Raw genomic sequence first — 24,369 nt, forward strand, 5'->3', positions numbered from 1 at the left:
AGGACGATCTCGTCCCTCACCGCGCTCAAACGGGGATGCGAGCCCGAGGAGGCGATCCGCCGGGTTGCCCGCCGCCACCACTGCAGCGGCCGCGGCCCCCGCCCTGCCCGCGCGGGGCAGGGCGGCGCAAAACCGGTGGCCGCGACCGGCCCCGGCCACGTAGAAACTCCGGAGTGTTCAAGATCCTGCGCCGGCCGTACGCGGCGGGCCTGGCCGCCACGAACCTCCTCGTCCGTCTCGCCGGCGGCGCCGTCGCCCTGGCCCTGGTCCTGTTCGCCGAGGCCACCCGCGGCTCGTTCACCGCCGCGGGTCTTCTCGCCGGATGTTTCGCCGTCGGTACCGCCACCGGCGCCCCCATCGCCGGCCGGCTCGTCGACTGCCTCGGCGCGACCCGCGTCCTGCTCGGCACCGCCGCCGTCCACGCCGCCGCCCTGCTGACCATTGCCGCCCTGCCCGCAATCCCCCTCACCGCCGCCGCGGCCCTCGCCGTGCTCGCCGGCGCCGCCCGCCCGCCGGTCGGCGCCTGGATGCGCGGCATCTGGGCGGCGATCCTGGACAACGACCGCGACCGCCGCGCCTCGTACCGCTTCGAAAGCGCCCTCCTCGAGCTCGGCTTCATCGCCGGCCCCCTGATCGCCGGCCTCGTCGCCGCCGTCGGCCGCCCGGCGCTGGGCCTGGCCCTGACCGCCGTGATCGCCGCCACGGCGTCAACCGTCTTCGCGCTCCTGCCACCGTCGCGGGCCGCCGACCCCCGCCACCGCCCGACACCCGGCCCGGCCGCCGCGCCGGTCCCGATCCACCCGGGTGCTGGGCAGTTCCCGACGAGCCCGACTGCTGGGCAGATGCCGACCGCCCCGGCCACAAGGCACGACCCGGTCCACACCGCCATCGGGCCGGTCTCGGTTCATCCGGATACCAGGCAGCTCCCGACGGGCCCGGGTGCCGGGCAGCCCCCGACCGACCCGGCTGCCGGGCCGGTCCCGGTCCACACGGCCCCCCAGCAGGTCCCGATCCACCCCGCCGCCGGCCAGTTCCCGGTCCGTCCGGTTACCGGACACCCTCAGCCCGGCCCCGCCACCGGCCAACAGACGGTGACGACCGGGGCGACACGGCGTGACCTGCTCGGGGCATTGCGATCACCGGCAATTCGCACACTCGTCGTGTCCCGAACCGCACTCGGTGTGACGATCGGGGCGTTGCAGGTGACCGCCGCCGGGTACGCCGCCGCGCACGGGCGTCCCGGCTTCGCCGGTGTGCTCCTCGGGGCCCTCGCCGTCGGCAGCCTCGCCGGCAGCGTCGCGCTGCGGCTCCGCCCGACGCTGCTCGCCGCCGTGATGTGCGCCGCGGTCCTGCCACTGTTCGCACCCGCCGGACTGTGGTGGCTGGCCGTACTGTTCGCCGTCGCGGGCGCGCCGGTGGCGCCGCTGAACGCGGTCGCGTACGAGGTGACGGAGACCGCGGCACCACCCGGCACGGCGACCGAGGCACGGATGTGGACGAGCACCGCGACGATGGCCGGCACAGCCCTCGGTACCGCCGCCGCCGGCGCCGCCGTCGAGCAGTGGTCGCCCCAGGCCGCACTGCTCATCGGCCTCGCCGGGGCCGTCCTCGCCCTGAGCGCCGACGTGGCCGGCCGGATCGGCGCAACCGCACACACGACAACCGGACAGGCCGTCAGTGGCGCTGCCACACATCGGCCTCAGCGGTCCAGCGCAGCGTCGTGACAGCCTGCAGGACCAGACCCCCGGACAGCGACGGCGTCAGGTACAGCTCATCGGCGAGCGACCGGATGATGTGCAGCCCCCGCCCGTGCTCGTCCAGGACCGGGTCGAACACCAGATCGCCCCGCGGGCCGTCGCTGTCCACGCTCAGATCCACCTCGTCACCGCCGCGCGCCGACGACGGCACCGACGGGAAGTCGGCATCCCCGGGAACCGGCGCCGCCGCCGACGGGGACAGCCGCGACGGATCCACCACCGCACCCGCGTTGATCACATGGATCATGCACCGGGCGCTCGTCACGTCGATCGTGATCTCGTAGTCGTCGATCTGCAACGCGTGCTCGATGACGTTCGCGCACGCCTCGGTCAGGATCAGGCTGATGTCGTCGCGGCACGACGGCTCCACCCCCAGCGTGCGCAGCGCCTGGTCCAGCAGCCGCCGCACCACCGGCACCGTCGCCGCGTCGCGGGGCAGATGCAGCGCCAGCCGTAACGCGATCGACACGCAACCCCCTCAGCCCAGCCCGTACCGTCACGGTACCCGCAACCCCCCTCGGGTTATGTTTGCCGACCGGCAACCACAGTCACCCGGGGTGGGTGAGGGACGGACACCGCCGCCGGGGAAGCCCGAACCCGTGCGCCGAACCGTGTGGATCCTCGCCCTCGCCGCAGGCTACGTCGACGGCCTCGCCCTGCTGTACCTCGGCGGCGTCTTCGCCAGCGTCGTCACCGGCAACCTGCTGCTCGTCGGCATCACCGCCGCCACCGACCCCCACCATCTCGCCGGCACCGCCGGCCGGGCCGCCCTCGCCGTCGCCGTCTACGCCACCACGGTCGCCGCCGCCCGCAACATCCCGCCCGCCCGCTGCCTCATCGCCGAACTCGCCGCCCTGTGCACCCTCACCGGCGGCTGGGTCGCCACCCACCACGACCCCCACGGCGCCGCCGAACTACCCCTGCTCACCCTCGCCGTCATCGCCGTCGCCCTGCAGGCCGCCTCCCAGCGCGACGGCGACACCCCCACCGGCCACCTCACCGGACCCCTCATCCGCGTCGCCGAAGGCCGCATCCGCCTCGCCGGCGACGGGGCACCCCTCATCGCCATGCCCGCCGGCGCCGCCGCCGCCGCGCTGCTGCTCGACCGCGCGCCCTGGCTCGGGCCCCTGCCCGCCGTCGCGCTCGTCGCCGCCGCCGTCGTCCTGCGCGCCGTACCGCCCCGCAAACGCCGGCCCCGCGCCTCCACCACCCCGCAGCCGGAACCCGCCTGGACCCCGTAAAGTTGCAGCAATGGGGATGGTGCACACCGTCGGACTTGTCCTGCATCCACGCCGCGACTCCAAACCGGCCATCGACGCGGTCATCGACTGGGCCCGCAACCGCGACACCACCGTCCTCGGCCTGCCCGACGAGGTCGACCGCATCGACTGCACCGCCGTCGCCGTCACCGCCGACGAACTCGTCGGCCGCGCCTCCCTCGTCGTCAGCCTCGGCGGTGACGGCACCATGCTGCGCAGCATGCGCCTGCTGTCCGGCAAACCCACCCCGGTCCTCGGCGTCAACCTCGGCCGGCTCGGCTTCCTCGCCGAAGTCTCCGTCGACGAACTCCCCGGCGCCCTGTCCGCGATCGACGCCCACCGCTTCACCGTCGAACCCCGCATGGCCGTCCGCACGACCCTGCCCGACGGCACCGCCGTGACCGCGTTCAACGACATCGCACTGGTCCGCACCCCCGGCCACGGCCTGGCCGCGATCGCCATCTCGATGCAGGGGTACCCGTTCGTCCGCTACGCCGCCGACGCCCTCATCGTCGCCACATCCACCGGCTCCACCGCCTACAGCTTCTCCGCCGGCGGCCCCATCGTCTCCCCCACCGTCGAAGGCATCCTCGTCGTCCCCGCCGCCGCACACTCCGCGTTCAACCGCGCCCTCGTCCTCTCCCCCGACGAGGACCTCGACCTGGAACTGCTGCCCAGCAGCGGCCCCCTCGTCGTCGAGGTCGACGGCGAAGTCGTCGGCGAGGTCAAACCCGGCGACACCCTCACCGTCTCCGCCGCCCCCGCCGCCGCGAAGGTGGTGCGCCTCGGCTACACCACCTTCTACGAACGCGCCCGCCGCAAGCTCCAGGTCAACGGCAGCCTCGAGGTCGAACTCCCGTAACCGGAAAATCGGAAATGTCCGGTACCGCGCGACGCGGGCCCGGCCGGGATGGCGCCCGGCCGGCACCGGCAAGGACGGCCCGACAGCGCGGAAACCAAACGGACGCCCACACCGCACGACCAGACCGCACGACCGAAGCGGACCACCGAAGCGGACCACCGAAGCGGACCACCGAAACACGGAACAGCCGCAGACGCGACAGCCCCGCAAAGGGGAACCACCCGCCCGCGGCCAACCGATCACCGCAGCGCCAAAAGCCGCCCGGCAGAGCAGCCAACAGCCAGCAAGCGCTCAGCTGTGCGAACGCGACGGCAACCCCGCCACCCCCACCAACGCCTCATCCGCGTAACACCACACCCACTCCTCACCCGGCTCGAACGACTGCACCAACGGATGCCCCGCCGACCGGAAATGCGCCGTCGCATGCTTCGACGGCGACGAGTCGCAACACCCCACATGCCCACACGTCAAACACAACCGCAGATGCACCCACCGCCCCCCAACCGCCAGACAGTCCTCACACCCATCCGCCGACGGCTCCACCGGCTCCACCAGATCCACATGCGCGCAACCACTCTGCATCGCACCACCGTAGCCCGCACCACATTCGTCGCGCGGCCAGACGCGTGGTTGGATTGACCGCATGGCCAAGCCAGCGATCTTGACCGTCGACGACGACCCCGCCGTCTCCCGCGCCGTCGCCCGCGACCTGCGCCGGCAGTACGGCGAGCAGTACCGCATCGTCCGCGCCGACTCCGGCCGCGAAGCCCTCGACACCCTCAAGGAACTCAAGCTGCGCGGCGAACAGGTCGCCGTCCTGGTCGCCGACTACCGCATGCCCGAAATGAACGGCCTGCAGTTCCTCGAGGCCGCCATGGACCTCTTCCCCCGCGCCCGCCGCATCCTGCTCACCGCCTACGCCGACACCGACGCCGCCATCCAGGCCATCAACATCGTCGACCTCGACCACTACCTCCTCAAACCCTGGCACCCACCCGAGGAGAAGCTCTACCCCGTCATCGACGCCATGCTCGACGCCTGGAAAGCCGCCCCCGACCGGCCCAGCGCCGACGTCAAAATCATCGGCCACCGCTGGAGCGCCCCCAGCTTCACCGTCCGCGACTTCCTCGCCCGCAACATGGTCAGCTACCGGTGGTACACCACCGACGACGCCGAAGGCCAACGCCTCCTCACCGCCGCCGGCCTCACCCCCGACGACGTCCCCCTCGTCATCACCACCGAAGGCAAAACCCTCCTCAACCCCACCGAAGCCGAACTCGCCGCCCACGTCGGCCTCACCACCACCCCCGCCACCGACTTCTACGACCTCGTCGTCGTCGGCGGCGGCCCCGCCGGCCTCGGCGCCGCCGTCTACGGCGCCAGCGAAGGCCTCCGCACCGTCCTGCTCGAAGAACGCGCCACCGGCGGCCAGGCCGGCCAATCCAGCCGCATCGAGAACTACCTCGGCTTCCCCGACGGCGTCTCCGGCGCCCAGCTCACCGACCGCGCCCGCCGCCAAGCCATCAAATTCGGCGCCGAACTCCTCACCGCCTGCCGCGTCACCCGCCTCGAAAGCCACGGCAACACCCGCGTCCTGCACTTCGAAGACGGCACCACCATCGCCTCCCACGCCGTCATCCTCGCCACCGGCGTCTCCTACCGCCGCCTCACCGCCCCCGGCCTCGCCGACCTCCACGGCCGCGGCGTCTACTACGGCAGCGCCGCCACCGAAGCCCCCTCCTGCACCGACCAGGACGTCTACATCGTCGGCGGCGCCAACAGCGCCGGCCAGGCCGCCATGTTCTTCTCCCGCTACGCCCGCCGCGTCCACCTCGTCATCCGCGCCCCCAACCTCGACGCCTCCATGTCCCAATACCTCATCGACCAGATCGACGCCGTCGACCACATCCAGGTCCACCCCTGCACCGAAATCGCCGCCGCCCACGGCGACGAACACCTCGAACGCCTCGAACTACGCCCCGTCGACGGCGGCCCCGGCCACACCGTCGACGCCTCCTGGCTGTTCATCTTCATCGGCGCCGAACCCCGCACCGACTGGCTCGACGGCACCGTCCAACGCGACCCCCGCGGCTTCGTCCTCACCGGACCCGACCTGCTCACCGGCGACGGCCCCCCACCCGGCTGGCTCCTCCCCCGCGACCCCTACCACCTCGAATCCAGCATCCCCGGCGTCTTCGCCGCCGGCGACGTGCGCGCCGACTCCGTCAAACGCGTCGCCTCCGCCGTCGGCGAAGGCGCCATGGCCGTCTCGCTCGTCCACCGGTACCTCCTGGAGTCCCAATGACCAACGGCCGCCGCCTGACCCCCGCACAACTCCGCGAACTCTTCCTCTTCGAAGCCCTCGACGACGACAAGCTCGAATGGCTCGCCGCCCGCGGCTGGGCCGTCACCCAGCCCGCCGGCCACGCCATCTACACCGAAGGCGAACCCGCCACCTGCTTCGTCGTGCTCATCTCCGGCACCGTCGCCCTCAGCCGCAACATCCGCGGCGACGACGTCGAGCTCTCCCGCACCGACCAGACCGGCGTCTACGGCGGCGCCACCCAGGCCTACCTCGGCGACCAGGTCCCCCAGCTCTACAACAACACCATGCACGCCATCACCGCCGCCGAAGTCCTCGAACTGCCCGCCGCCGAGTTCGGCCCCGTCATCCGCCAGTGGTTCCCGATGGCCATGCACCTGCTCGAAGGCCTCTTCTTCGGCATGCGCAACAGCAACAACGCCGTCGCCGAACGCGAACGCCTCCTCGCCCTCGGCTCCCTCTCCGCCGGCCTCACCCACGAACTCAACAACCCCGCCGCCGCCGCCGTCCGCGCCACCGCCGTCCTGCGCGACAAGGTCGCCGGCATGCGCCACAAACTCGCCATGATCGCCGACGGCCGCCTCGACGGCGAACGCCTCCACGGCCTCGTCGAACTCCAGGAAGCCGCCGTCAAAAAGGCCCAGAACACCCCCAAACGCTCCGCCCTGGACATCTCCGACGCCGAGGACACCATCGGCGACTGGCTCGACGAACACGACGTCGCCGGCGCCTGGGACCTCGCCCCCACCCTCGTCGCCGGCGGCGTCGAACTGCCCTGGCTCGAAGACGTCGCCACCAGCATCGGCGACATCGACCTCGAACCCGCCGTCCGCTGGCTGTGCTACACCATCGAAACCGAACTGCTCATGGGCGAGATCGACGACGCCGTCGGACGCATCTCCGGCCTCGTCTCCGCCGCCAAGCAGTACTCCCAGCTCGACCGCGGCCCGTTCCAGGTCGTCGACGTCCACGAACTGCTCGACGCCACCCTCATCATGCTCAACGCGAAGATCCCCAACGGCATCCGCGTCGTCACCAACTACGACCGCAGCCTGCCGAACATCCCCGCGTACGCCGCCGAGCTCAACCAGGTGTGGACGAACCTCATCGACAACGGCGTCGCCGCCATGCGCGGCTCCGGGACCCTCACCATCACCACCGCCCTCGACCCGACCGGCGACTGCCTCACCGTCGACATCGCCGACACCGGCACCGGCATCCCGCCCGAGGTCCGGCCCCGCATCTTCGAGCCGTTCTTCACCACCAAGCCCGTCGGCGAGGGCACCGGCCTCGGCCTCGACATCAGCTACCGCATCGTGGTCAAGAAGCACCACGGCGACATCCGCGTCGCCTCCGAGCCGGGCGACACCCACTTCACCGTCGTCCTGCCCCTGCGCGAGACCGTCTGAACGAGGCGCTGTCCTTCAGAAGCAGGTCGGCGCGTAGCGCCGATCGTTATTGTTTTTGGCGTGCCGTCAGGCACGCTGCCTAAGGCGTCCTAGGATGCTAGGATTTATGCTCCGAAGTCAGCAAGAAATGTTGTAGAAACCCCACAACGGGACGGCCATAGGATGCGTCGACAGGCGCATTGGTGTACTCGGCAGTAATCAAGCAGGGTGTAGATCGTCGCGGCACACGCGGGGAAAATCCAGGAGGCTCAACCGGTGTTCAGTCGTATCGCCATCGTCAACCGCGGAGAGGCCGCCATGCGGCTCATCCACGCCGTGCGTGACCTGTCCGCGGAAACGGGCACACGGATCGAGACGGTCGCCCTCTACACCGACGTCGACCGGACCGCGACCTTCGTCCGCGAAGCCGACCTCGCCCACCCCCTCGGCCCCGCCGCCGCCCGCCCCTACCTCAACCACGACCTGCTCGGCCGGGCCCTGCGCGCCACCGGCGCCGACGCCGCCTGGGTCGGCTGGGGCTTCGTCGCCGAGGACCCCGCCTTCGCCGAGCTCTGCGACGCCCTCGGCATCACCTTCATCGGCCCCAGCGCCGACGCCATGCGCAAGCTCGGCGACAAGATCGGCGCCAAGCTCATCGCCGAAGAGGTCGGCGTCCCCGTCGCCCCCTGGAGCCGCGGCGAGGTCGCCACCCTCGACGACGCCCTGCGCGCCGGCGAGCAGATCGGCTACCCGCTCATGCTCAAGGCCACCGCCGGCGGCGGCGGCCGCGGCATCCGCAAGGTCGCCTCCGCCGGCGAGCTCGCCGACGCCTACGAACGCACCAGCGCCGAAGCCCTGCGCGCGTTCGGCTCCGGCATCGTCTTCCTCGAACGCCTCGTCACCGGCGCCCGCCACGTCGAGGTCCAGGTCATCGCCGACGGCCAGGGCACCGCCTGGGCCCTCGGCGTGCGCGACTGCTCCGTCCAGCGCCGCAACCAGAAGATCATCGAGGAGTCCGCGTCGCCCGTCCTCGGCCCCGAACAGACCGCCGAGCTCAAGGCCGCCGCCGAACGCCTCGCCCTCGCCGTGGACTACCGCGGCGCCGGCACCGTCGAGTTCCTCTACCACCCCACCGACCGGATCTTCGCGTTCCTCGAGGTCAACACCCGCCTGCAGGTCGAACACCCGATCACCGAGATCACCACCGGCACCGACCTCGTCAAGCTGCAGCTGCACGTCGCCGCCGGCGGCAAGCTCGACGGCGTCCGCCCCGCCGAAGCCGGCCACGCCGTCGAGGCCCGCCTCAACGCCGAAGACCCCGACCGCGACTTCGCCCCCGCCCCCGGCCGCATCTCCCGCCTCGTCCTGCCCGCCGGGCCCGGCATCCGCGTCGACAGCGGCGTCGGCGAAGGCGACAGCATCCCCTCCGACTTCGACTCCATGATCGCCAAGATCATCGCCTACGGCCGGGACCGCGACGAAGCCCTCGGCCGGCTCCGCCGCGCCATGGCCGAGACCACCGTCATCATCGACGGCGGCGCCACCAACAAGAGCTTCGTCATCGACCTGCTCAACCAGCCCGAAGTCATCGACGCCACCGCCGACACCGGCTGGATCGACCGCGTCCGCGCCGAAGGCCGCCTCGTCAACCACCGCCACTCCGCCATCGCCCTGGCCGCCGCCGCCATCGAGGCCTACCAGGACGAAGAGCAGATCGCCCGCGCCCGCCTCCTCACCACCGCCCACGGCGGCCGCCCCCAGGTCCAGCACGAATCCGGCCGCCCCCTCGACCTCAAACTCCGCGGCGTCGGCTACCGCGTCGCCGTCGCCCGCGTCGGCCCCACCCGCTACCGCGTCGGCGTCGCCGCCGGCACCGACCCCCACCCCGCCGACGTCGAAATCGAACGCTTCGACGCCCACCGCGGCCAGATCACCGTCAACGGCCGCCGCTTCCGGCTCGTCTCCGCCACCCACGGCCCCATCCACCTCGTCGAGGTCGACGGCGTCACCCACCGCATCAGCCGCGACGAAGGCGGCGTCGTCCGCTCACCTGCCCCCGCCCTCGTCGTCGCCACCCCCGTCGCCGTCGGCGACGAAGTCCAGGCCGGCGCCCCCATCCTCGTGCTGGAAAGCATGAAGATGGAGACCGCCCTGCGCGCCCCGTTCCGCGCCCGCGTCCGCGAACTGCCCGTCTCCGTCGGCAGCCAGGTCGAGACCGGCGCCCCCCTCATGCGCCTCGAACCCCTCGCCGACGACACCGACGACACCACCACCGACGGGCCCGCCGCCGAAGCCGTCGACATCGACCTGCCCCCCGAGACCACCACCGGCACCACCGCCGAACGCCTCGCCCACGGCCTGCGGGACCTCCGCGCCCTCCTCCTCGGCTTCGACACCGACCCCCACGACCGCGGCCGCACCCTCACCAACTACCTGCAGGCCCGCGCCGAAGCCGACACCCGGCCCACCACCGGCGAACTCGAGCTCCTCACCGTCTTCGCCGACCTCGCCGACCTCACCCGCAACACCGCCGCCGGCGAACGCGACCTCGAAGCCAACACCGCCGTGCACTCCCCCCGCGAGTACTTCCACCGCTACCTCGGCAGCCTCGACGTCGACCGCGCCGGCGTCCCCGCCGCGTTCCAGGCCCGCCTCACCAAGGTCCTCGCCCACTACGGCATCGACCGCCTCGACCGCACCCCCGACCTCGAAGCCGCCGTCTTCCGCATCTTCCTCGCCCAGCAGCGCACCGCCACCGACGTCGCCGTCGTCTCCGGACTGCTCCGCCAATGGCTCGCCGGCCCCCCGCCCCTGGAACCCCTCGCCGAACGCGCCGGCCTCACCCTCGAACACCTCATCGAGGCCACCCAGGTCCGCTTCCCCGCCGTCTCCGACCTCGCCCGCGGCATCGTCTTCCGCTGGTTCGCCCAGCCCCTCCTGCGCCGCAACCGCGCCGAGGTGTACGTCGGCATCCGCTCCGACCTGCGCTACCTCGACGAAAACCCCGACGCCCCCGACCGCGCCGACCGAATCCAGTCCATGGTCGCCAGCGCCGAACCCCTCGTCCGGCTCATCGGCCAGCGCATCGGACAAAGCAACAGGCTGCGCGCCGGCGGGCCGAGCCGCGACCACGCCCCCCTCCTCGAGGTCCTCACCCGCCGCTACTACGGCAACCGCGGCCTCAGCCACGTCACCACCGCCGACACCGCCGGCGGACGGTTCGTCACCGCCGAACACACCGGCCGCACCGGCAACCGGACCCGCGTCGCCACCACCGCCGTCGACATCGACACCCTCGACGCCGCCCTCGACGCCGTCGCCGGATTCGCCGCCGACACCCCCGCCCTCGTCGCCGACCTCTACGTCGCCTGGGAGGACCAGCCTGACGCCGTCACCATCGCCGCCCGCCTCGGCGACGTCCTCGGCCAGCACCCCCAGCCCACCGCCGTACGCCGCATCACCATCACCGTCGCCGGCACCTCCGGCGCCGTCATGCACCACCACTTCACCTTCCGCCCCGACGGCGGCGCCTTCGCCGAGGACCGCCTCATCCGCGGCCTGCACCCGCAGATCGCCAACCGGCTCCAGCTCTACCGGCTCCGCGAGTTCGACCTCACCCGGCTGCCCTCCGCCGACGAGGAGATCTACCTGTTCAAAGCCGTCGCCAAGACCAACCCTGCCGACGAACGCCTCATCGCCATGGGCCAGGTCCGCGACCTCACCCCCCTGCGCGAGGCCGACGGCCGCCTCGTCGCCCTCCCCGCCCTCGAGGACATCACCACCGGCTGCCTCGACGCCATCCGCAACATCCAGGCCCAGCGCCCCCAGAACAAGCGCTTCGACACCAACCGCATCATGATGTACGTCTGGCCCGCCACCGAACTCACCCAGGACGAGATCGAAACCCTCGTCCAGCGGCTCCTGCCCACCACCGCCGGCGCCGGACTCGAAGAGGTCCAGTTCCTCGCCCGGCAACGCAACGCCGCCGGCGAACTGTCCGAGGTCGCCGTCCGCATCACCCTCGACCCCGGCCACGGCGCCCGCCTCAACGTCGACAAACCCTCCACCGAACCCGTCCAGCCCCTCGACGACTACCGGCAGAAGGTCCTGCGCGCCGCCCGCCGCGGCAACGTGTACCCGTACGAGCTCACCGGCCTCCTCGCCGGCCACAACGGCACCTTCACCGAACACGACCTCGACGAACACGGCACCCTCGCACCCGTCCAGCGCCCCAAGGGCCGCAACAGCGCCGCCATCATCGCCGGCGTCGTCACCACCCCCACCCCCCGCCACCCCGAAGGCATCACCCGCGTCGTGCTCCTCGGCGACCCGACCAAGGCCCTCGGCGCCCTCTCCGAACCCGAGTGCAGCCGCGTCATCGCCGCCCTCGACCTCGCCGAGCGGATGCGGGTACCGCTGGAATGGTTCGCCCTGTCCGCCGGCGCCCGGATCTCCATGGCATCCGGCACCGAGAACATGGACTGGGTCGCCGCCGCCCTCAAGCGCATCGTCACCTTCACCCAGGCCGGCGGCGAGATCAACATCGTCGTCACCGGCATCAACGTCGGCGCCCAGCCCTACTGGAACGCCGAGGCGACCATGCTCATGCACACCAAGGGCATCCTCGTCATGACCCCCGACTCCGCCATGGTCCTCACCGGCAAACAAGCCCTGGACTTCTCCGGCGGCGTCTCCGCCGAGGACAACTACGGCATCGGCGGCTACGACCGGATCATGGGCCCCAACGGCCAGGCCCAGTACTGGGCCCCCAGCCTCGCCGGCGCCCGCGACGTCCTCATGGCCCACTACGACCACACCTACATCGTCCCCGGCGAGGCCGGCCCCCGGCGCGCCCCCACCTCCGACCCCGCCGACCGCGACGTCTCCCCCTACCCGCACACCATCGACGGCAGCGACTTCACCACCGTCGGGCAGATCTTCTCCACCCAGCACAACCCCGACCGCAAGAAGCCCTTCGACATCCGCACCGTCATGCGCGCCCTCGCCGACCAGGACCACCCCACCCTCGAACGCTGGGCCGGCATGGCCGACGCCGACACCGCCGTCGTCACCGACGCCCGCCTCGGCGGCTGGCCCGTCTGTCTCGTCGGCATCGAGTCCCGCTCCGTACCCCGCACCGGCTTCCCACCCACCGACGGCCCCGACACCTACACCGCCGGCACCCTCTTCCCCCGCTCCTCCAAGAAGGTCGCCCGCGCCATCAACGCCGCCTCCGGCAACCGGCCCCTCGTCGTCCTCGCCAACCTCTCCGGCTTCGACGGCTCACCGGAGTCGATGCGCAAACTCCAGCTCGAGTACGGCGCCGAAATCGGCCGCGCCATCGTCAACTTCACCGGCCCGATCGTCTTCTGCGTCATCTCCCGCTACCACGGCGGCGCCTTCGTCGTGTTCTCCAAGGCCCTCAACCCCAACCTGACCGTCCTCGCCCTCGAAGGCTCCTTCGCCTCCGTCCTCGGCGGCGCCCCCGCCGCCGCCGTCGTCTTCGCCGGCGAGGTCGACAACCGCACCAGCAACGACCCCCGCGTCACCGACCTGCACGCCCAGGTCGCCGCGGCCAGCGGCGTCGAACGCGCCGCCCTCAACGCCCGCCTCGCCGACGTCCAGGCCGCCGTCCGCGCCGAACAGCTCGGCGCCGTCGCCGCCGAGTTCGACCGCGTCCACAGCATCCAGCGCGCCGTCGAGGTCGGCTCCGTCGACGCCATCATCAGCGCCGCCGAACTGCGCCCACGCATCATCGAGGCCGTCGAGCACGGCCTCAAACGCTGACCCACCGATAAAGCGCCGGCCGCCCTGGTACCCCCGGGACGGCCGGCGTCACCGCTCAAGCGCCAAAAACCAGAAGCACGGCACCGCCGCAACCCCCTACCGTGGCCCGGTGCCGCCCACCTTCCAGCCCGGCCTGCAGCTGTGCCGCGACCTCTACCACCTCGGCGTCCGCCCCCTCCTCGGCGACCTCCCGCACGCCGCCGCCCGCATCGGCCCCGGCTCCGAGGTTCTCGGCTTCGACACCCCCCGCTCCACCGACCACGACTGGGGCCCCCGGCTGCAGCTGTTCATCGACCCCGCCGCCGCCGACCCCGCCGAGCTCGCCGCCACCCTGCGCCACCGGCTGCCCAAAGACATCCACGGCTGGCCCACCAGCTTCGAACCGCCCGGCGCCCGGGTCCGCGTCATGACCCCCACCACCGGCCCCGTCCACCACCGCGTCGACATCACCGACGTCGCCACCTGGTCCCGCGACCACCTCGGCTTCGACGCCCGCCACCCCGCCACCGCCACCGACTGGCTCGCCACCCCCACCCAGCTGCTCGCCGAGGCCACCGCCGGTGCCGTCTACCACGACGACACCGGCGAGCTCACCCGCCTCCGCGCCAACCTCGCCTGGTACCCCGAGCCCCTCTGGAGGCGCATCCTCGCCGCCCAGTGGGTCCGCATCGCCCAGGAGGAGGCCTTCGTCGGGCGCACCGCCGAGCTCGGCGACGACCTCGGCAGCCGCATCGTCGCCGCCCGCCTCGCCCGCGACGTGATGCGGCTGAGCCTGCTGCTGCAGCGCCGCTACCCGCCGTACAGCAAGTGGCTCGGCACCGCGTTCGCCGCCCTGCCCGGCATCGCCCCGGTCGCCGCCGCCCTGGCCCGGGCCGTCGCCGCCGGCGACGCCGCCGCCCGCCAGGACGCCCTCTGCGACGCCTACGAGGCCTGCGGCGACCAGCAGAACCGGCTCGGCCTCGCCCCGCCGGTCGACGCCACCCGCCGCCCGTACTTCGACCGCCCCTACCCGGTCATCGACGCCGGCCGCTTCGCCGAGGCCCTCGCGCCCGGGTTCGCCATCGGCGCGATCGACCAGTTCGCCGACTGCACCGACGTCCTCGGCCGGCCCGGCCTCACCCGCGGCCTGACGGCGGCCGTCCACCCGGACCCGGCACGGCCGCCGGCCGCGTAGCGGCAGGAAGGTTTTCCGGCGTGCCGTCAGGCACGCTCGCTAAGGCATCCTAGGATGCTAGGATCGAACGGGTCGTCAGTACCGGCCGAGCCAGCCGGTCGGGGCCATCACGACGCGCGGGTTCGCCGCCGGGTCCAGCCAGCGCAGCACCGCCAGCAGGTCGCCCTGGGGCAGGCTCACGCAGCCCAGCGTGCTGTTGCCGTTCGACTGGTGCAGGAAGATGCCGCTGCCCCGGCCCGCCGTCGCCGGCATGTTGTACCGGATCACGGCGAAGTACGTGTACTGCGGGCTGACCTGCCAGAGCGGCTCGCTCGGGCCGCCCGGGTTCGGGCCGTGGCTGAACGTGTTGTAGCCGGGCGAGTCGCTGTTCTCGTTCCACCAGTCGTCGGCGGTGAGCTGGTGGTAGGCGTAGCGGACGCCGGGGTTGGCGGCGATGCCGTACATGGTGGCGTCGATCGCGTAGACGCCCGCCGGCGTCGTGCGGTCGCCCTCGCGCTTGGCGTCGCTGAAGCCCCGCGAGCCCAGGTGGACCGCGACCGGCGCGGACGCCGGCCGCCAGGCGCCGCCGGACTTCGCGTACGTGCGCAGCGTCGCCGTCGTCTCCGACGGGCTCGCGGACTGCACGATGACGACCTGGGTGGTGTTCGCCGGCAGGGTCCGCAGCCGGGCCGGGTCGCCCGCCGGGTCGTCCTCCTTCGGCGGGCCAGGGGCGTGCGTGGTCCGGGCCGGGGCGGCGGTGGTGGGGTGGGCCGCGCCGGTGGTGGGGGCCGGGGCGCCGGTCGGGGCCGGGGCGCCCGGGGCGGAAGGGTCCGCGGACGCCGGCGCGCCGGCCGGGCCGGACGCGGGGCGGCCGGGCTGCGGGGGCGCGACGCCGGACGCGGGCGCGTCGGCCTGCTCCGGCCCCCGCGCGCAACCCGCCACCAGCAGCAGGGGCACGAGCGCCGCGAGGATGACCTCCGGGCGGCGTCGGGGCTGGTCGACCGGCACGACCAATAGTATCTACCGCATGGGCGCAAGCTTCCGGACAAATCCGGCGACACGCCGTGTGGCCGGATGGCTCGCGGCCGTGTGCGTCCTCGCCGTCGCGTCCGGCTGCGACGGCGCGCCGGACATCGCGCCGGCGTCCGTGGGCGTGCCGAGCGCGTCGGCGGCGGCGCCGGACGGCTCAACGGGTACACCATCCGCATCGGCGGTCCCCGAGGACTTCGTGGAGGCCCTGCCCGCGGCGCTGCGCCAGGCGATGACCGGCGTCTCGTGGCGGGCCGGGTGCCCGGTGGGGCTCGACGATCTCCGGCTCGTGCACGTGTCCTATGTGGACTTCGACGGGAAGGTCCAGGCCGGGCAGCTGGTGGTGCACAAGGCCATCGCCGACGCGGCCCTGCGGGTGTTCCAGCGGTTGCGGGCCGGGCGGTACCCGATCCGCGGGATGCAGCTCATCGAGCACTACGGCGGCAGCGACGACACCTCGATGGCGGCCGACAACACCTCGGCGTTCAACTGCCGCAACGTGCCCGGCACCAGCCACTGGTCCAACCACGCCTACGGCCGGGCGATCGACGTCAACACCGTCGAGAACCCGTACCTGCCGAAGGGGCAGGTCATGCCGCCGGCCGGCCGGGCCTTCCTCGACCGGCGCAACGTGCGCCCGGGCATGATCGTCGCCGGGGACGCCACGGTGAAGGCGTTCCAGGCCGAGGGGTTCGCCTGGGGCGGCGCCTGGAGGTCCGGAACCGACTACCAGCACTTCGAAAAGCCCTAAAAGGGGATGCGGAATCCGCTACACGTCACATTGCGCCGCCGCGTGATCACCGGCACCATACTGTGCCCATGGAACCCCGGATGGGCGTGTTCCGGCTGCTGGTAGCCGGCATGCTGGTGCTGATCGTCGGCGGCGTCGCCACGACCGCCTGGGCGCTGCACCGCGCCGAGCCCCGGCCCCGGCCCGGCGCCCAGGCCGCGACCGGCCCGAGCGCCTCGCCCTCCCCAGCGACCTCGCCCAGCGCCCCGCCGTTCGCCGGCTGGTCCGACCCGGCGGGCGTCGGCCGGCCGCAGGGCACCAAGGTCCAGGGCCTGCTCACGTTCCGCGGCAACCCGACCCGCACCTACTACGGCCAGGGACCCGTCCCCCGCGTCACGCCCGCCCAGCGCTGGCAGTTCCCGAAGAGCGGCGGGATGTGCGCGATGTCGGCGGACAAGGGCGAGACCCGCGAGTGGTGCGGCACCGGCTGGACCGGGCAGCCGGCCGTGTTCGAGCGCGACGGCCGCACCTGGGTGGTGTTCGGCGCCTACGACCGCTCCATCCACTTCCTCGACGCCGCCACCGGCGAGCGGATCCTGCCCGACTTCAAGACCGGCGACATCATCAAGGGCAGCGTCACCGTCGACCCCGACGGCTTCCCGCTGATCTACTCCGGCTCCCGCGACGGCTACTACCGCGTCCTGGCCATCGACCGCGGCACGCCGACCGAGCTGTGGAAGCTCGCCGCCGACGCGGTGAAGCCGACGCTGTGGAACGACGACTGGGACGGCGCCGGGCTCGTCATCGACGACTACCTGCTCGAGGGCGGCGAGAACAGCCAGTTCCACGTCGTGAAGCTCAACCGCGGCTACGGCCCGGACGGCAAGGTGACCGTCGCGCCGCAGCTGGTGTTCAACACGCCCGGCTGGGACGAGCAGGAGCTCAAGGACGCCGGCGACACCAACGTGTCGATCGAGAACTCGGTGGCGGTGTACCGCGACACGGTGTACTTCGCCAACTCCGGCGGCCTCGTGCAGGGCTGGGACCTGTCCGGGCTGAAGGCGGGCCGGGCCCCGACGCGCACCTTCCGGTTCTGGACCGGCGACGACACCGACGCGTCGATCGTCGTGGACGCCGACGGCTTCCTGTACGTCGGCTCCGAGTACGAGAAGGGCAACGCGCGGTCCCGGGAGGTCGGGCAGATGCTCAAGCTGGACCCCTCCAAGCCCGACAACCCCGTCGTCTGGGCGGTGAAGGACCAGGGCCAGAAACCCGGCGGCATCTGGGGCACGCCCGCGCTCTACGGCGACCTGGCCGTCTACGACACGGCCGGCGGCGACGTCCTGGGCCTGGACCGGGCCACCGGCGCGGTACGGTGGCGGTTCCACCTGCCCGGCGGCGAGACCTGGCAGTCGCCGGTGATCGTTGACGACGTGCTGCTGATGGGCGACTGCACCGGGGTACTGCACGCGTACGACGTCGCCGACACCCACGCGGAGCCCCGGCCGCTGTGGGAGGTGAAGATCGGCGGCTGCATCGAGTCGACGCCGGCGGTGTGGAAGGGCTCGCTGTACTTCGGCACCCGGGCGGGTGCCGTCCACGCCTTCGCCGCCGGGTAGCGGACAATGTATTGCGGAATTGTTACGGGCCGCGACTGGTCACGGTGAACGGGCGCGCCATACGTTGCCCGACACACGATCAGCGTCGACACCCGAAAGGACCCGAGCAGATGCGCAGAGGGATTCTGTCCCTGCTGGCCGTCGGCGCGCTGGCCACGAGCGGAGCCGCCGCCTGCACCGCGAACGTGTCGGGCACCGGCGGGCCCGGCGGCAAGCCGCGCGTCGGCGTCATCCTGCCCGACAGCAAGTCCTCGGCCCGGTGGGAGACCGCCGACCGCAAGTACCTGGCCGCCGCGTTCAAGGCCGCCGGCGTCGACTACGAGATCCAGAACGCGCAGAACGACAAGAGCGCCTTCACCACCCTGGCCGAGCAGATGATCACCCAGGGCGTGGACGTGCTCATGATCGTGAACCTGGACTCCGGCACCGGCAAGGCGGTGCTGGACAAGGCCCGCAACGCCGGGGTCGCCACGATCGACTACGACCGGCTCACGCTGGGCGGGTCGGCGCGGTACTACGTGTCGTTCGACAACACCGCCGTCGGCACCCTGCAGGGCCAGGGCCTGGTCCGCTGCCTCGAGGCGGCCAAGGCCACCCGGCCGGTGATCGCCGAGCTCAACGGCTCGCAGACCGACAACAACTCGACGCTGTTCAAGGACGGCTACGACGCCGTCCTCGGGCCGAAGTTCGCCTCCGGGGAGTACGTCAAGGGCCCCGACCAGTGGATCGAGGAGTGGGACAACACCCGGGCCGGGACCGCGTTCGAGCAGATGATGACCGCCCAGCCGAACATCGGCGGGGTCATCGCGGCCAACGACGGCGTCGCCAACGCCGCCATCAACGTGCTCAAGAAGCAGGGCCTCAACGGCCACATCCCGGTCACCGGGCAGGACGCCACCGCGCAGGGCCTGCAGAACATCCTCAACGGCGACCAGTGCATGACGGTGTACAAGGACGTACGCCGGGAGGCCGCGGCCGCGGCGAAGCTCGCGATCGCGCTGGCCCGGCATGAGACGGGCGTCACCACGAGCAAGGTGTACGACCGGATCGGCAAGCGCGACGTCGACGCCATCCTGCTCGACCCCAAGGCGATCACCAGGGACAACGTCCGCGACGTGGTCGACGACGGCTACGTGTCGGCCGACGAGGTCTGTACCGCGGACTTCGCCGCGAAGTGCGCCGCGGCGGGTATCAAGTAAGGTACCGGTCTCACCTGGGGATCCGGCCGCTTGAAGGAGCACTGTGACCGAAACACCCTTGCTGGAGATCCGGGGGCTCAGCAAGAGCTTCGGGCCCGTCCAGGTGCTGCGTGACGTGGACTTCCAGGTGTACGCCGGGCAGGTCACCGCGCTCGTCGGGGACAACGGGGCCGGCAAGTCGACGCTGGTCAAATGCGTCGGCGGGATCTACTCGATCGACGCCGGGGAGTACTTCTACGAGGGCCGCCCGGTGTCGGTGCACGGCCCCCGCGACGCCGCCGCGCTCGGCGTGGAGATCGTCTACCAGGACCTGGCGCTGTGCGACAACCTCGACATCGTGCAGAACATGTTCCTCGGCCGGGAGATCCGCCGGGGCCTCGTCCTCGACGACATCACCATGGAGCAGAAGGCCGCCGAGACCCTGGCCAGCCTGTCGGTGCGGACCGTCGCATCGGTCCGCCAGCCGGTCTCCAGCCTCTCCGGCGGCCAGCGCCAGACGGTCGCCATCGCCAAGGCCGTGCTGTGGAACAACCGGATCGTCATCCTCGACGAGCCCAACGCCGCCCTCGGCGTGGCCCAGACCGCCCAGGTCCTCGAGCTCGTGCGCCGGCTGGCCGACAACGGCCTGGCCGTCGTGCTCATCTCGCACAACATGAACGACGTGTTCGCGGTCGCCGACCGCATCGCCGCGCTGTACCTGGGCCAGATGGCCGCCGAGGTCCGCGCCACCGACGTCACCCACTCGCAGGTCGTGGAGCTCATCACCACCGGCCGCAGCGGCGAGCTGGGCCTGCGCGGGCAAGGAGCCACCGTATGAGCGTGTCGATGCTCGACGCCCAGGAGCGCACCGGCCGGCACCCGTCGGCCGGGTTCGGCGCCTACACCCGCGACTACCTGGCGCGGGTGCGGGGCGGGAACATGGGCGCGCTGCCCGCGGTACTCGGCCTGCTGACGCTCGTGGTGGCCTTCTCGGTGGCCCGGCCCGAGTTCGTCACCGCCGGCAACCTGGCGAACCTGCTGCACCAGGGCGCCGCGGTCACCGTCATCGCGATGGGCCTGGTGTTCGTGCTCCTGCTGGGCGAGATCGACCTGTCCGCCGGGTTCGCCAGCGGCGTCTGCGCCTCGGTGCTCGCGGTGCTGCTCACGAACTTCGGGCTGCCCTGGTACGTCGCCGTGCTCGGCGCGGTCGCCACCGGCGCGGCGATCGGCCTGGTCATCGGCCTGCTCGTGGCGAAGCTGGGCATCCCGTCGTTCGTGGTGACCCTGGCCGCGTTCCTGGCCTTCCAGGGGGCGGTGCTGCTGCTCATGAAGGGCGGCACGATCGTCGCCGTCGACGACCCGACGATCAAGAAGATCAACTTCGACGGGCGGTTCACGCCGCTGCAGGGCTGGGTGCTCTACGGCGTCACCATCGCCGGGATGCTCGCCCTGCACCTGTGGAAGCGCTACAGCCGGGTCCGGCACGGGCTGGCCGCCGACCCGCTGTCGGTGGTCGCGCTGCGGGTGCTGACCGCGGCCGTGCTGCTCGGCGCCGCGGTGTGGACGCTGAACCTGGAGCGCTCCAAGAACGACGCCATCTCGCAGCGGGGCGTGCCGATGGTGGTGGCGATCCTGGGGCTGCTGCTGTGGCTGTGCACGTTCGTGCTCAACCGCACCGCGTTCGGCCGGCACGTGTACGCCGTCGGCGGCAACCGGGAGGCGTCCCGCCGCGCCGGCATCCACGTCGACGCCATCCGGATCGCCGTGTTCGTCATCTGCTCGACGATGGCCGCGGTCGGCGGGATCATCGCCGCGTCCCGGGACGCCTCGGTCAACCCGAACACCGGCGGCAGCAACGTGCTGCTCTACGCCGTCGGCGCGGCGGTCATCGGCGGCACCAGCCTCTTCGGCGGCAAGGGCCGCGTGCTCAACGCGGTGCTCGGCGGCGCGGTCGTGGCGGTCATCGAGAACGGGATGGGGCTCATGGAGTACAGCCCCGGTACGAAGTACGTCGTCACCGGCGTCGTACTGCTGCTCGCCGCCGGCATCGACGCGCTGACCCGGCGGCGGGCGGCCGCGGCGGGCCTGCGCTGAACTACTCTGCTTACGCCACCCCGATCGAAGAAAGCCGAGCATGCGCGTTGGCCCCAGCCAGGAGGAGATCCGGCGGAGCAACCTCGGAGCGCTCCTGCGCTCCGTGCACCTCCACGGTGCGATGTCCCGCGCCGACCTCACGACGAGCCTGGGCCTCAACCGCAGCACGATCGGCGCGCTGACCGCGGACCTCGCGGCCGCGGGCCTCGTCAGCGAGGGCGTACCGCGGGAGCAGCGCGGCCGCGCCGGGCGCCCGTCGCTCGTGGTGCGCCCGGAGTCGGAGAAGGTGTACGTCTTCGCCTTCGCCGTCGAGGTCGACCGGATCGTCGCCGCCCGGGTCGGGCTCGGCGGCGCGGTGCTGGACCGCTTCGAGGCCGCCCGCCCCCGCGGCGAGCACGACGCCGCCACCGTCATCGCCCCCATCGCCGACTTCGTGCGCAAGATGCAGCTCTCCGCCCCGGCCGGGGCCCGCCTCATCGGCAGCGGCGCGGCGGTCTCGGCCATGGTGCGCCGCGACGACGGGTTCGTCCGGCTCGGCCCGCAGCTCGGCTGGGCCGACCAGCCCCTCGGCGAGGCCCTGCGCGGCCTGGTCGGCGAGGGCCGCGCGGTCACCGTGCGCAACAACGCCGACCTGGCCGCCCTGGCCGAACACACCCGCGGCGCCGCGGCCGGCTGCGACAACCTCGTGTACCTCTACGGCGACGCCGGCATCGGCGGCGGCATCATCGCGGCCGGCCGCCCGGTCACCGGCCACGGCGGCTACGGCGGCGAGGTCGGCCACATGGTCGTCAACCCCAACGGCAAGGCGTGCAGCTGCGGCTCGCGCGGCTGCTGGGAGACCGAGATCGGCGAGCACGCCCTCCTCACCGCCGCCGGGCGCAACGCCACCGCCGGCCGCGAGGGCATCCTGGCCGTCGTCGACGCGGCCTCGCGCGGCGACAACACCGCGCAGGCGGCAATGCGCCAGGTCGGCGACTGGCTCGGCTTCGGCGTGGCCAACCTGGTGAACATCTTCAACCCGGAGATGGTCATCTTCGGCGGCACGCTGCGGGAGGTGTACCTCGCCTCGGCCGCCCAGGTCCGCTCCCGCCTCAACCGCAACGGCCTGCCGGCGTGCCGCGAGCACGTCCGGCTGCGGACCCCGCAGCTGGGCCAGGACGCCGCCCTGATCGGCGCGGCGGAGCTCGCCTTCGAGCCGCTGTTCGCCGACCCGCTCGAGTCCGCCTAGCCCGGGGCCAGGAGGCAGAACTCGTTGCCCTCCGGGTCGGCGAGGACCGTCCACGGCACATCGAGCTCGATGGCGGTGGCGCCGAGCGCCAGCAGCCGGGCCGCCTCGGCCTCGGGGTCGTCGCCCGGGTACGGCCGCACGTCGAGATGGACACGGTTCCACACGGTCTTCACGTCGGGCGTGCGCAGGAACTGCAGGTACGGCCCGACGCCGGCGGCCGAGTGCAGTACCGCGTGGTGGTCGGTCACCGTGAGCGGGACCCAGTCCATGGCCTCGCCCCAGAAACGCGCCATGGCCTGCGGGTCCACGCAGTCGACCACGACCGTCGCGATCGGCCCGGTGTCGTCGTGGAGCGAGTCCAGCACGCAGAACTCGTTGCCCTCCGGGTCGGCCATCACCGTCCAGGGCACGTCACCCTGACCCACGTCGGCGAGGGTCGCGCCGAGCCCCTGCAGGCGCGCGACCAGCTCCGCCTGATGCGCCGCCGAGGTGGTGGCGAGGTCGAGGTGCACCCGGTTCTTCACCGTCTTGGGCTCCGGCGAGGCCACGAGGTCGAGACAGACGGCGACGGGGTCGGGGTAGACGAAGCCCTCGGGCTCGAGGTTGGTGACCCCGGGCCCCTCACTGGACAGGGCCCAGCCGAGCGTCGCCGCCCAGAACCGCCCGAGCGCGGCGTCGTCGTGTGCCTTCATGTTGACCTGAACGAGCCGCGTCGCCATGCCGACGATGGTAGATCATCGCTGGCGCGCGACATTTCGGATTTATACCCCGGCAGGGGATGCGCCGGCTTTTCTGGCGCGGACGCGGGTCAGGGCCACCAGGCAGGCCAGCGACAGGGTCAGCGCCGCGACGCCGGCCACGGAGCCCACCGCCGGGGCGGCCACGAGCACGGGCAGGGTCCGCACGGCGACCGCGCTGCCCAGGGCGCGCGTCGAGGCGCTCGACCGCGGCGCGCAAACGGACGGGGCGCGCGATCACGTGGGAGAAGGCGCCCGGCCGCGGACCGCGGCACTACAAACGGACGGAGCACGCGGCCGCATGGGAGCGACAGCGGCACCGCAGGGACGGAAGGCCGCGGTACCCACATACAGAGGGGGCGCCCGTGCTGGGCGCCCCCTGTTCAGCTTCCCGCTTCGGCGTGGAACCGTTCCACGATGTCCGCTCGAATCCGGCCACGGTCGGAAACCTCGAGCCCCTTGCCCTGCGCCCACTCACGGATCGCCCGGTTCTGCTCCCGCTCGGCGCGGGCCGACAGAACCGGACGGACCCGGCCGCCACGCCCCGGCACGACCGACGCCGAGGTTCGGCCGAGCTTCGTGGCGGCCGCGACAAAAGGCGCAAGGACGTCGCGCAGATCGGCGGCGTTCTTCGCAGACAGATCAATGGTGTACTGCACGCCGTCGAGGCCGAAGCTGAGGCTCTCATCGGCGTGGCCGCCGTCGAGGTCGTCGATCAGCTCATGTATCACGCGTCTGGCCATGGCGATGCTGCCCTCCGATAAGAATACGGGGAGTGAAATTCCGCAGCCCCCATCCCGCCGCCGGACCCGATGAAATCGGTCAGACGGGCAGTGAGAGGCACGGAACGGTCGTCGCAGCCTACTGCAACGCTCACGGAAGGCAACCGGCGCCCTCGATACCCACACCCCGCCTGACAAGCAACGCAGCCACGGCGAGCATCCTCATCGTCCACGCAACGTGACGGTCCCCACATCAACGCCAGGCAACGGCGCCGGTGACGGATACCGCGATCGTCGACTACACCGAGTAGTGGCCAGGAGAAGCCGCTGGGCGCCGAGCCGTCGGTACCGAGCAGAGCGTGCCGGGGCGGCAAGCGGACGACCGAGCGCCGCCAGGCGACGAGCAGGTCGAGGAACAAACGCCGCACATGGAAACGCGGACGCCGCCAGTGGGAAAGGCGACGCCCGCGGGACGAACCACAGGGAACGCGGGGAGGGAACCG

At 72.3% G+C, this 24,369-nt stretch carries 19 protein-coding genes; 13 read left to right on the top strand and 6 right to left on the bottom strand.

Annotated elements, in window-relative coordinates:
* Positions 1-173: 173 nt before the first annotated feature.
* The gene (locus tag AB0B76_RS08490) at positions 174-1,724 is read left to right on the top strand and encodes an MFS transporter (protein WP_360371467.1); all 1,551 of its coding nucleotides are present in this window, start codon (positions 174-176) and stop codon (positions 1,722-1,724) included.
* Here AB0B76_RS08490 and AB0B76_RS08495 read toward each other — a convergent pair.
* Entirely contained in the window at positions 1,675-2,226 is a 552-nt protein-coding gene (locus AB0B76_RS08495) for an ATP-binding protein (RefSeq protein WP_360371470.1), read from the bottom strand. The two genes, AB0B76_RS08490 and AB0B76_RS08495, sit on opposite strands and share 50 nt — an antisense overlap.
* Before the next feature lie 130 nt (positions 2,227-2,356).
* On the opposite strand from AB0B76_RS08495, the gene AB0B76_RS08500 reads away from it, so the two are divergent.
* Together AB0B76_RS08500 and AB0B76_RS08505 are read left to right on the top strand one after the other, a co-directional pair.
* Entirely contained in the window at positions 2,357-2,998 is a 642-nt protein-coding gene (locus AB0B76_RS08500) for a YoaK family protein (protein WP_360371473.1), read from the top strand.
* Between the two features lie 10 nt (positions 2,999-3,008).
* Positions 3,009-3,878: an NAD(+)/NADH kinase gene (locus AB0B76_RS08505; protein ID WP_360371476.1), complete on the top strand. Its 870-nt coding sequence runs from the start codon at positions 3,009-3,011 to the stop codon at positions 3,876-3,878.
* A gap of 291 nt (positions 3,879-4,169) precedes the next feature.
* Here the strand turns inward: AB0B76_RS08505 and AB0B76_RS08510 are convergent, their stop codons facing one another.
* The gene (locus AB0B76_RS08510; protein ID WP_360371479.1) at positions 4,170-4,619 is read right to left on the bottom strand and encodes a UBP-type zinc finger domain-containing protein; all 450 of its coding nucleotides are present in this window, start codon (positions 4,617-4,619) and stop codon (positions 4,170-4,172) included.
* Between AB0B76_RS08510 and AB0B76_RS08515 the strand changes: the two genes are divergently transcribed.
* The 4 genes from AB0B76_RS08515 to AB0B76_RS08530 all read left to right on the top strand — a co-directional run bounded on the left by AB0B76_RS08515 (position 4,522) and on the right by AB0B76_RS08530 (position 14,550).
* The gene (locus tag AB0B76_RS08515) at positions 4,522-6,183 is read left to right on the top strand and encodes an FAD-dependent oxidoreductase (protein WP_360371482.1); all 1,662 of its coding nucleotides are present in this window, start codon (positions 4,522-4,524) and stop codon (positions 6,181-6,183) included. The two genes, AB0B76_RS08510 and AB0B76_RS08515, sit on opposite strands and share 98 nt — an antisense overlap.
* Positions 6,180-7,610, top strand: a complete 1,431-nt coding sequence (locus AB0B76_RS08520) for an ATP-binding protein (RefSeq protein ID WP_360371485.1) — start codon at positions 6,180-6,182, stop codon at positions 7,608-7,610. The genes AB0B76_RS08515 and AB0B76_RS08520 overlap by 4 nt, the downstream gene beginning before the upstream one ends.
* 255 nt (positions 7,611-7,865) lie before the next feature.
* Positions 7,866-13,376: a carboxyl transferase domain-containing protein gene (locus tag AB0B76_RS08525; RefSeq protein ID WP_360371488.1), complete on the top strand. Its 5,511-nt coding sequence runs from the start codon at positions 7,866-7,868 to the stop codon at positions 13,374-13,376.
* Between the two features lie 109 nt (positions 13,377-13,485).
* Positions 13,486-14,550 carry a DUF4037 domain-containing protein gene (locus AB0B76_RS08530; protein WP_360371491.1) on the top strand — a complete coding sequence of 355 codons (1,065 nt, stop codon included), beginning with the start codon at positions 13,486-13,488 and terminating at the stop codon, positions 14,548-14,550.
* A 75-nt stretch (positions 14,551-14,625) separates the two neighbouring features.
* On the opposite strand, the gene AB0B76_RS08535 is transcribed toward AB0B76_RS08530, so the two are convergent.
* Positions 14,626-15,537 (bottom strand): L,D-transpeptidase family protein, encoded by a 912-nt coding sequence (locus AB0B76_RS08535; protein WP_360371494.1) that lies wholly within the window; start codon positions 15,535-15,537, stop codon positions 14,626-14,628.
* Positions 15,538-15,556: 19 nt separating this feature from the next.
* Between AB0B76_RS08535 and AB0B76_RS08540 the strand changes: the two genes are divergently transcribed.
* From AB0B76_RS08540 to AB0B76_RS08565, 6 genes are all read left to right on the top strand, one after another.
* On the top strand, positions 15,557-16,309 hold the full coding sequence (locus AB0B76_RS08540) for a M15 family metallopeptidase (protein ID WP_360371497.1): 753 nt from the start codon (positions 15,557-15,559) through the stop codon (positions 16,307-16,309).
* 68 nt (positions 16,310-16,377) lie between these two features.
* Entirely contained in the window at positions 16,378-17,907 is a 1,530-nt protein-coding gene (locus tag AB0B76_RS08545) for a PQQ-binding-like beta-propeller repeat protein (protein ID WP_360371500.1), read from the top strand.
* A 110-nt stretch (positions 17,908-18,017) separates the two neighbouring features.
* A complete protein-coding gene (locus tag AB0B76_RS08550) occupies positions 18,018-19,106 on the top strand; it encodes a substrate-binding domain-containing protein (RefSeq protein WP_360371503.1) in 1,089 nt (362 codons plus the stop codon).
* A 43-nt stretch (positions 19,107-19,149) separates the two neighbouring features.
* Positions 19,150-19,923, top strand: coding sequence for an ATP-binding cassette domain-containing protein (locus tag AB0B76_RS08555; protein ID WP_360371506.1), 774 nt, complete (start codon positions 19,150-19,152; stop codon positions 19,921-19,923).
* 8 nt (positions 19,924-19,931) lie between these two features.
* Positions 19,932-21,179, top strand: coding sequence for an ABC transporter permease (locus AB0B76_RS08560; protein ID WP_360371681.1), 1,248 nt, complete (start codon positions 19,932-19,934; stop codon positions 21,177-21,179).
* A gap of 40 nt (positions 21,180-21,219) precedes the next feature.
* Positions 21,220-22,407 (top strand): ROK family protein, encoded by a 1,188-nt coding sequence (locus AB0B76_RS08565; RefSeq protein ID WP_360371509.1) that lies wholly within the window; start codon positions 21,220-21,222, stop codon positions 22,405-22,407.
* On the opposite strand, the gene AB0B76_RS08570 is transcribed toward AB0B76_RS08565, so the two are convergent.
* The 3 genes from AB0B76_RS08570 to AB0B76_RS08580 all read right to left on the bottom strand — a co-directional run bounded on the left by AB0B76_RS08570 (position 22,404) and on the right by AB0B76_RS08580 (position 23,887).
* Complete coding sequence (locus AB0B76_RS08570; protein ID WP_360371512.1) at positions 22,404-23,126, bottom strand: VOC family protein; 723 nt, start codon at positions 23,124-23,126, stop codon at positions 22,404-22,406. The genes AB0B76_RS08565 and AB0B76_RS08570 overlap by 4 nt on opposite strands.
* A 42-nt stretch (positions 23,127-23,168) precedes the next feature.
* On the bottom strand, positions 23,169-23,312 hold the full coding sequence (locus AB0B76_RS08575; protein WP_360371515.1) for a hypothetical protein: 144 nt from the start codon (positions 23,310-23,312) through the stop codon (positions 23,169-23,171).
* A gap of 215 nt (positions 23,313-23,527) precedes the next feature.
* Positions 23,528-23,887 carry an Lsr2 family protein gene (locus tag AB0B76_RS08580; RefSeq protein ID WP_360371518.1) on the bottom strand — a complete coding sequence of 120 codons (360 nt, stop codon included), beginning with the start codon at positions 23,885-23,887 and terminating at the stop codon, positions 23,528-23,530.
* Positions 23,888-24,369 lie beyond the last annotated feature (482 nt).

It is taken from the genome of Dactylosporangium sp. NPDC049140, from assembly GCF_040648435.1.

What these genes read in the sequence shown, in the direction of transcription:
- AB0B76_RS08565 (WP_360371509.1), top strand. Translation starts at nt 21,220, where the DNA reads ATGCGCGTTGGCCCCAGCCAGGAGGAGATCCGGCGGAGCAACCTCGGA.
- AB0B76_RS08540 (WP_360371497.1), top strand. Translation starts at nt 15,557, where the DNA reads ATGGGCGCAAGCTTCCGGACAAATCCGGCGACACGCCGTGTGGCCGGA.
- AB0B76_RS08505 (WP_360371476.1), top strand. Translation starts at nt 3,009, where the DNA reads ATGGGGATGGTGCACACCGTCGGACTTGTCCTGCATCCACGCCGCGAC.
- AB0B76_RS08570 (WP_360371512.1), bottom strand. Translation starts at nt 23,126, where the DNA reads ATGGCGACGCGGCTCGTTCAGGTCAACATGAAGGCACACGACGACGCC.
- AB0B76_RS08510 (WP_360371479.1), bottom strand. Translation starts at nt 4,619, where the DNA reads ATGCGGTACTGCTCGCCGTACTGCCGGCGCAGGTCGCGGGCGACGGCG.
- AB0B76_RS08580 (WP_360371518.1), bottom strand. Translation starts at nt 23,887, where the DNA reads ATGGCCAGACGCGTGATACATGAGCTGATCGACGACCTCGACGGCGGC.
- AB0B76_RS08560 (WP_360371681.1), top strand. Translation starts at nt 19,932, where the DNA reads ATGCTCGACGCCCAGGAGCGCACCGGCCGGCACCCGTCGGCCGGGTTC.
- AB0B76_RS08515 (WP_360371482.1), top strand. Translation starts at nt 4,522, where the DNA reads ATGGCCAAGCCAGCGATCTTGACCGTCGACGACGACCCCGCCGTCTCC.
- AB0B76_RS08520 (WP_360371485.1), top strand. Translation starts at nt 6,180, where the DNA reads ATGACCAACGGCCGCCGCCTGACCCCCGCACAACTCCGCGAACTCTTC.
- AB0B76_RS08545 (WP_360371500.1), top strand. Translation starts at nt 16,378, where the DNA reads ATGGAACCCCGGATGGGCGTGTTCCGGCTGCTGGTAGCCGGCATGCTG.
- AB0B76_RS08550 (WP_360371503.1), top strand. Translation starts at nt 18,018, where the DNA reads ATGCGCAGAGGGATTCTGTCCCTGCTGGCCGTCGGCGCGCTGGCCACG.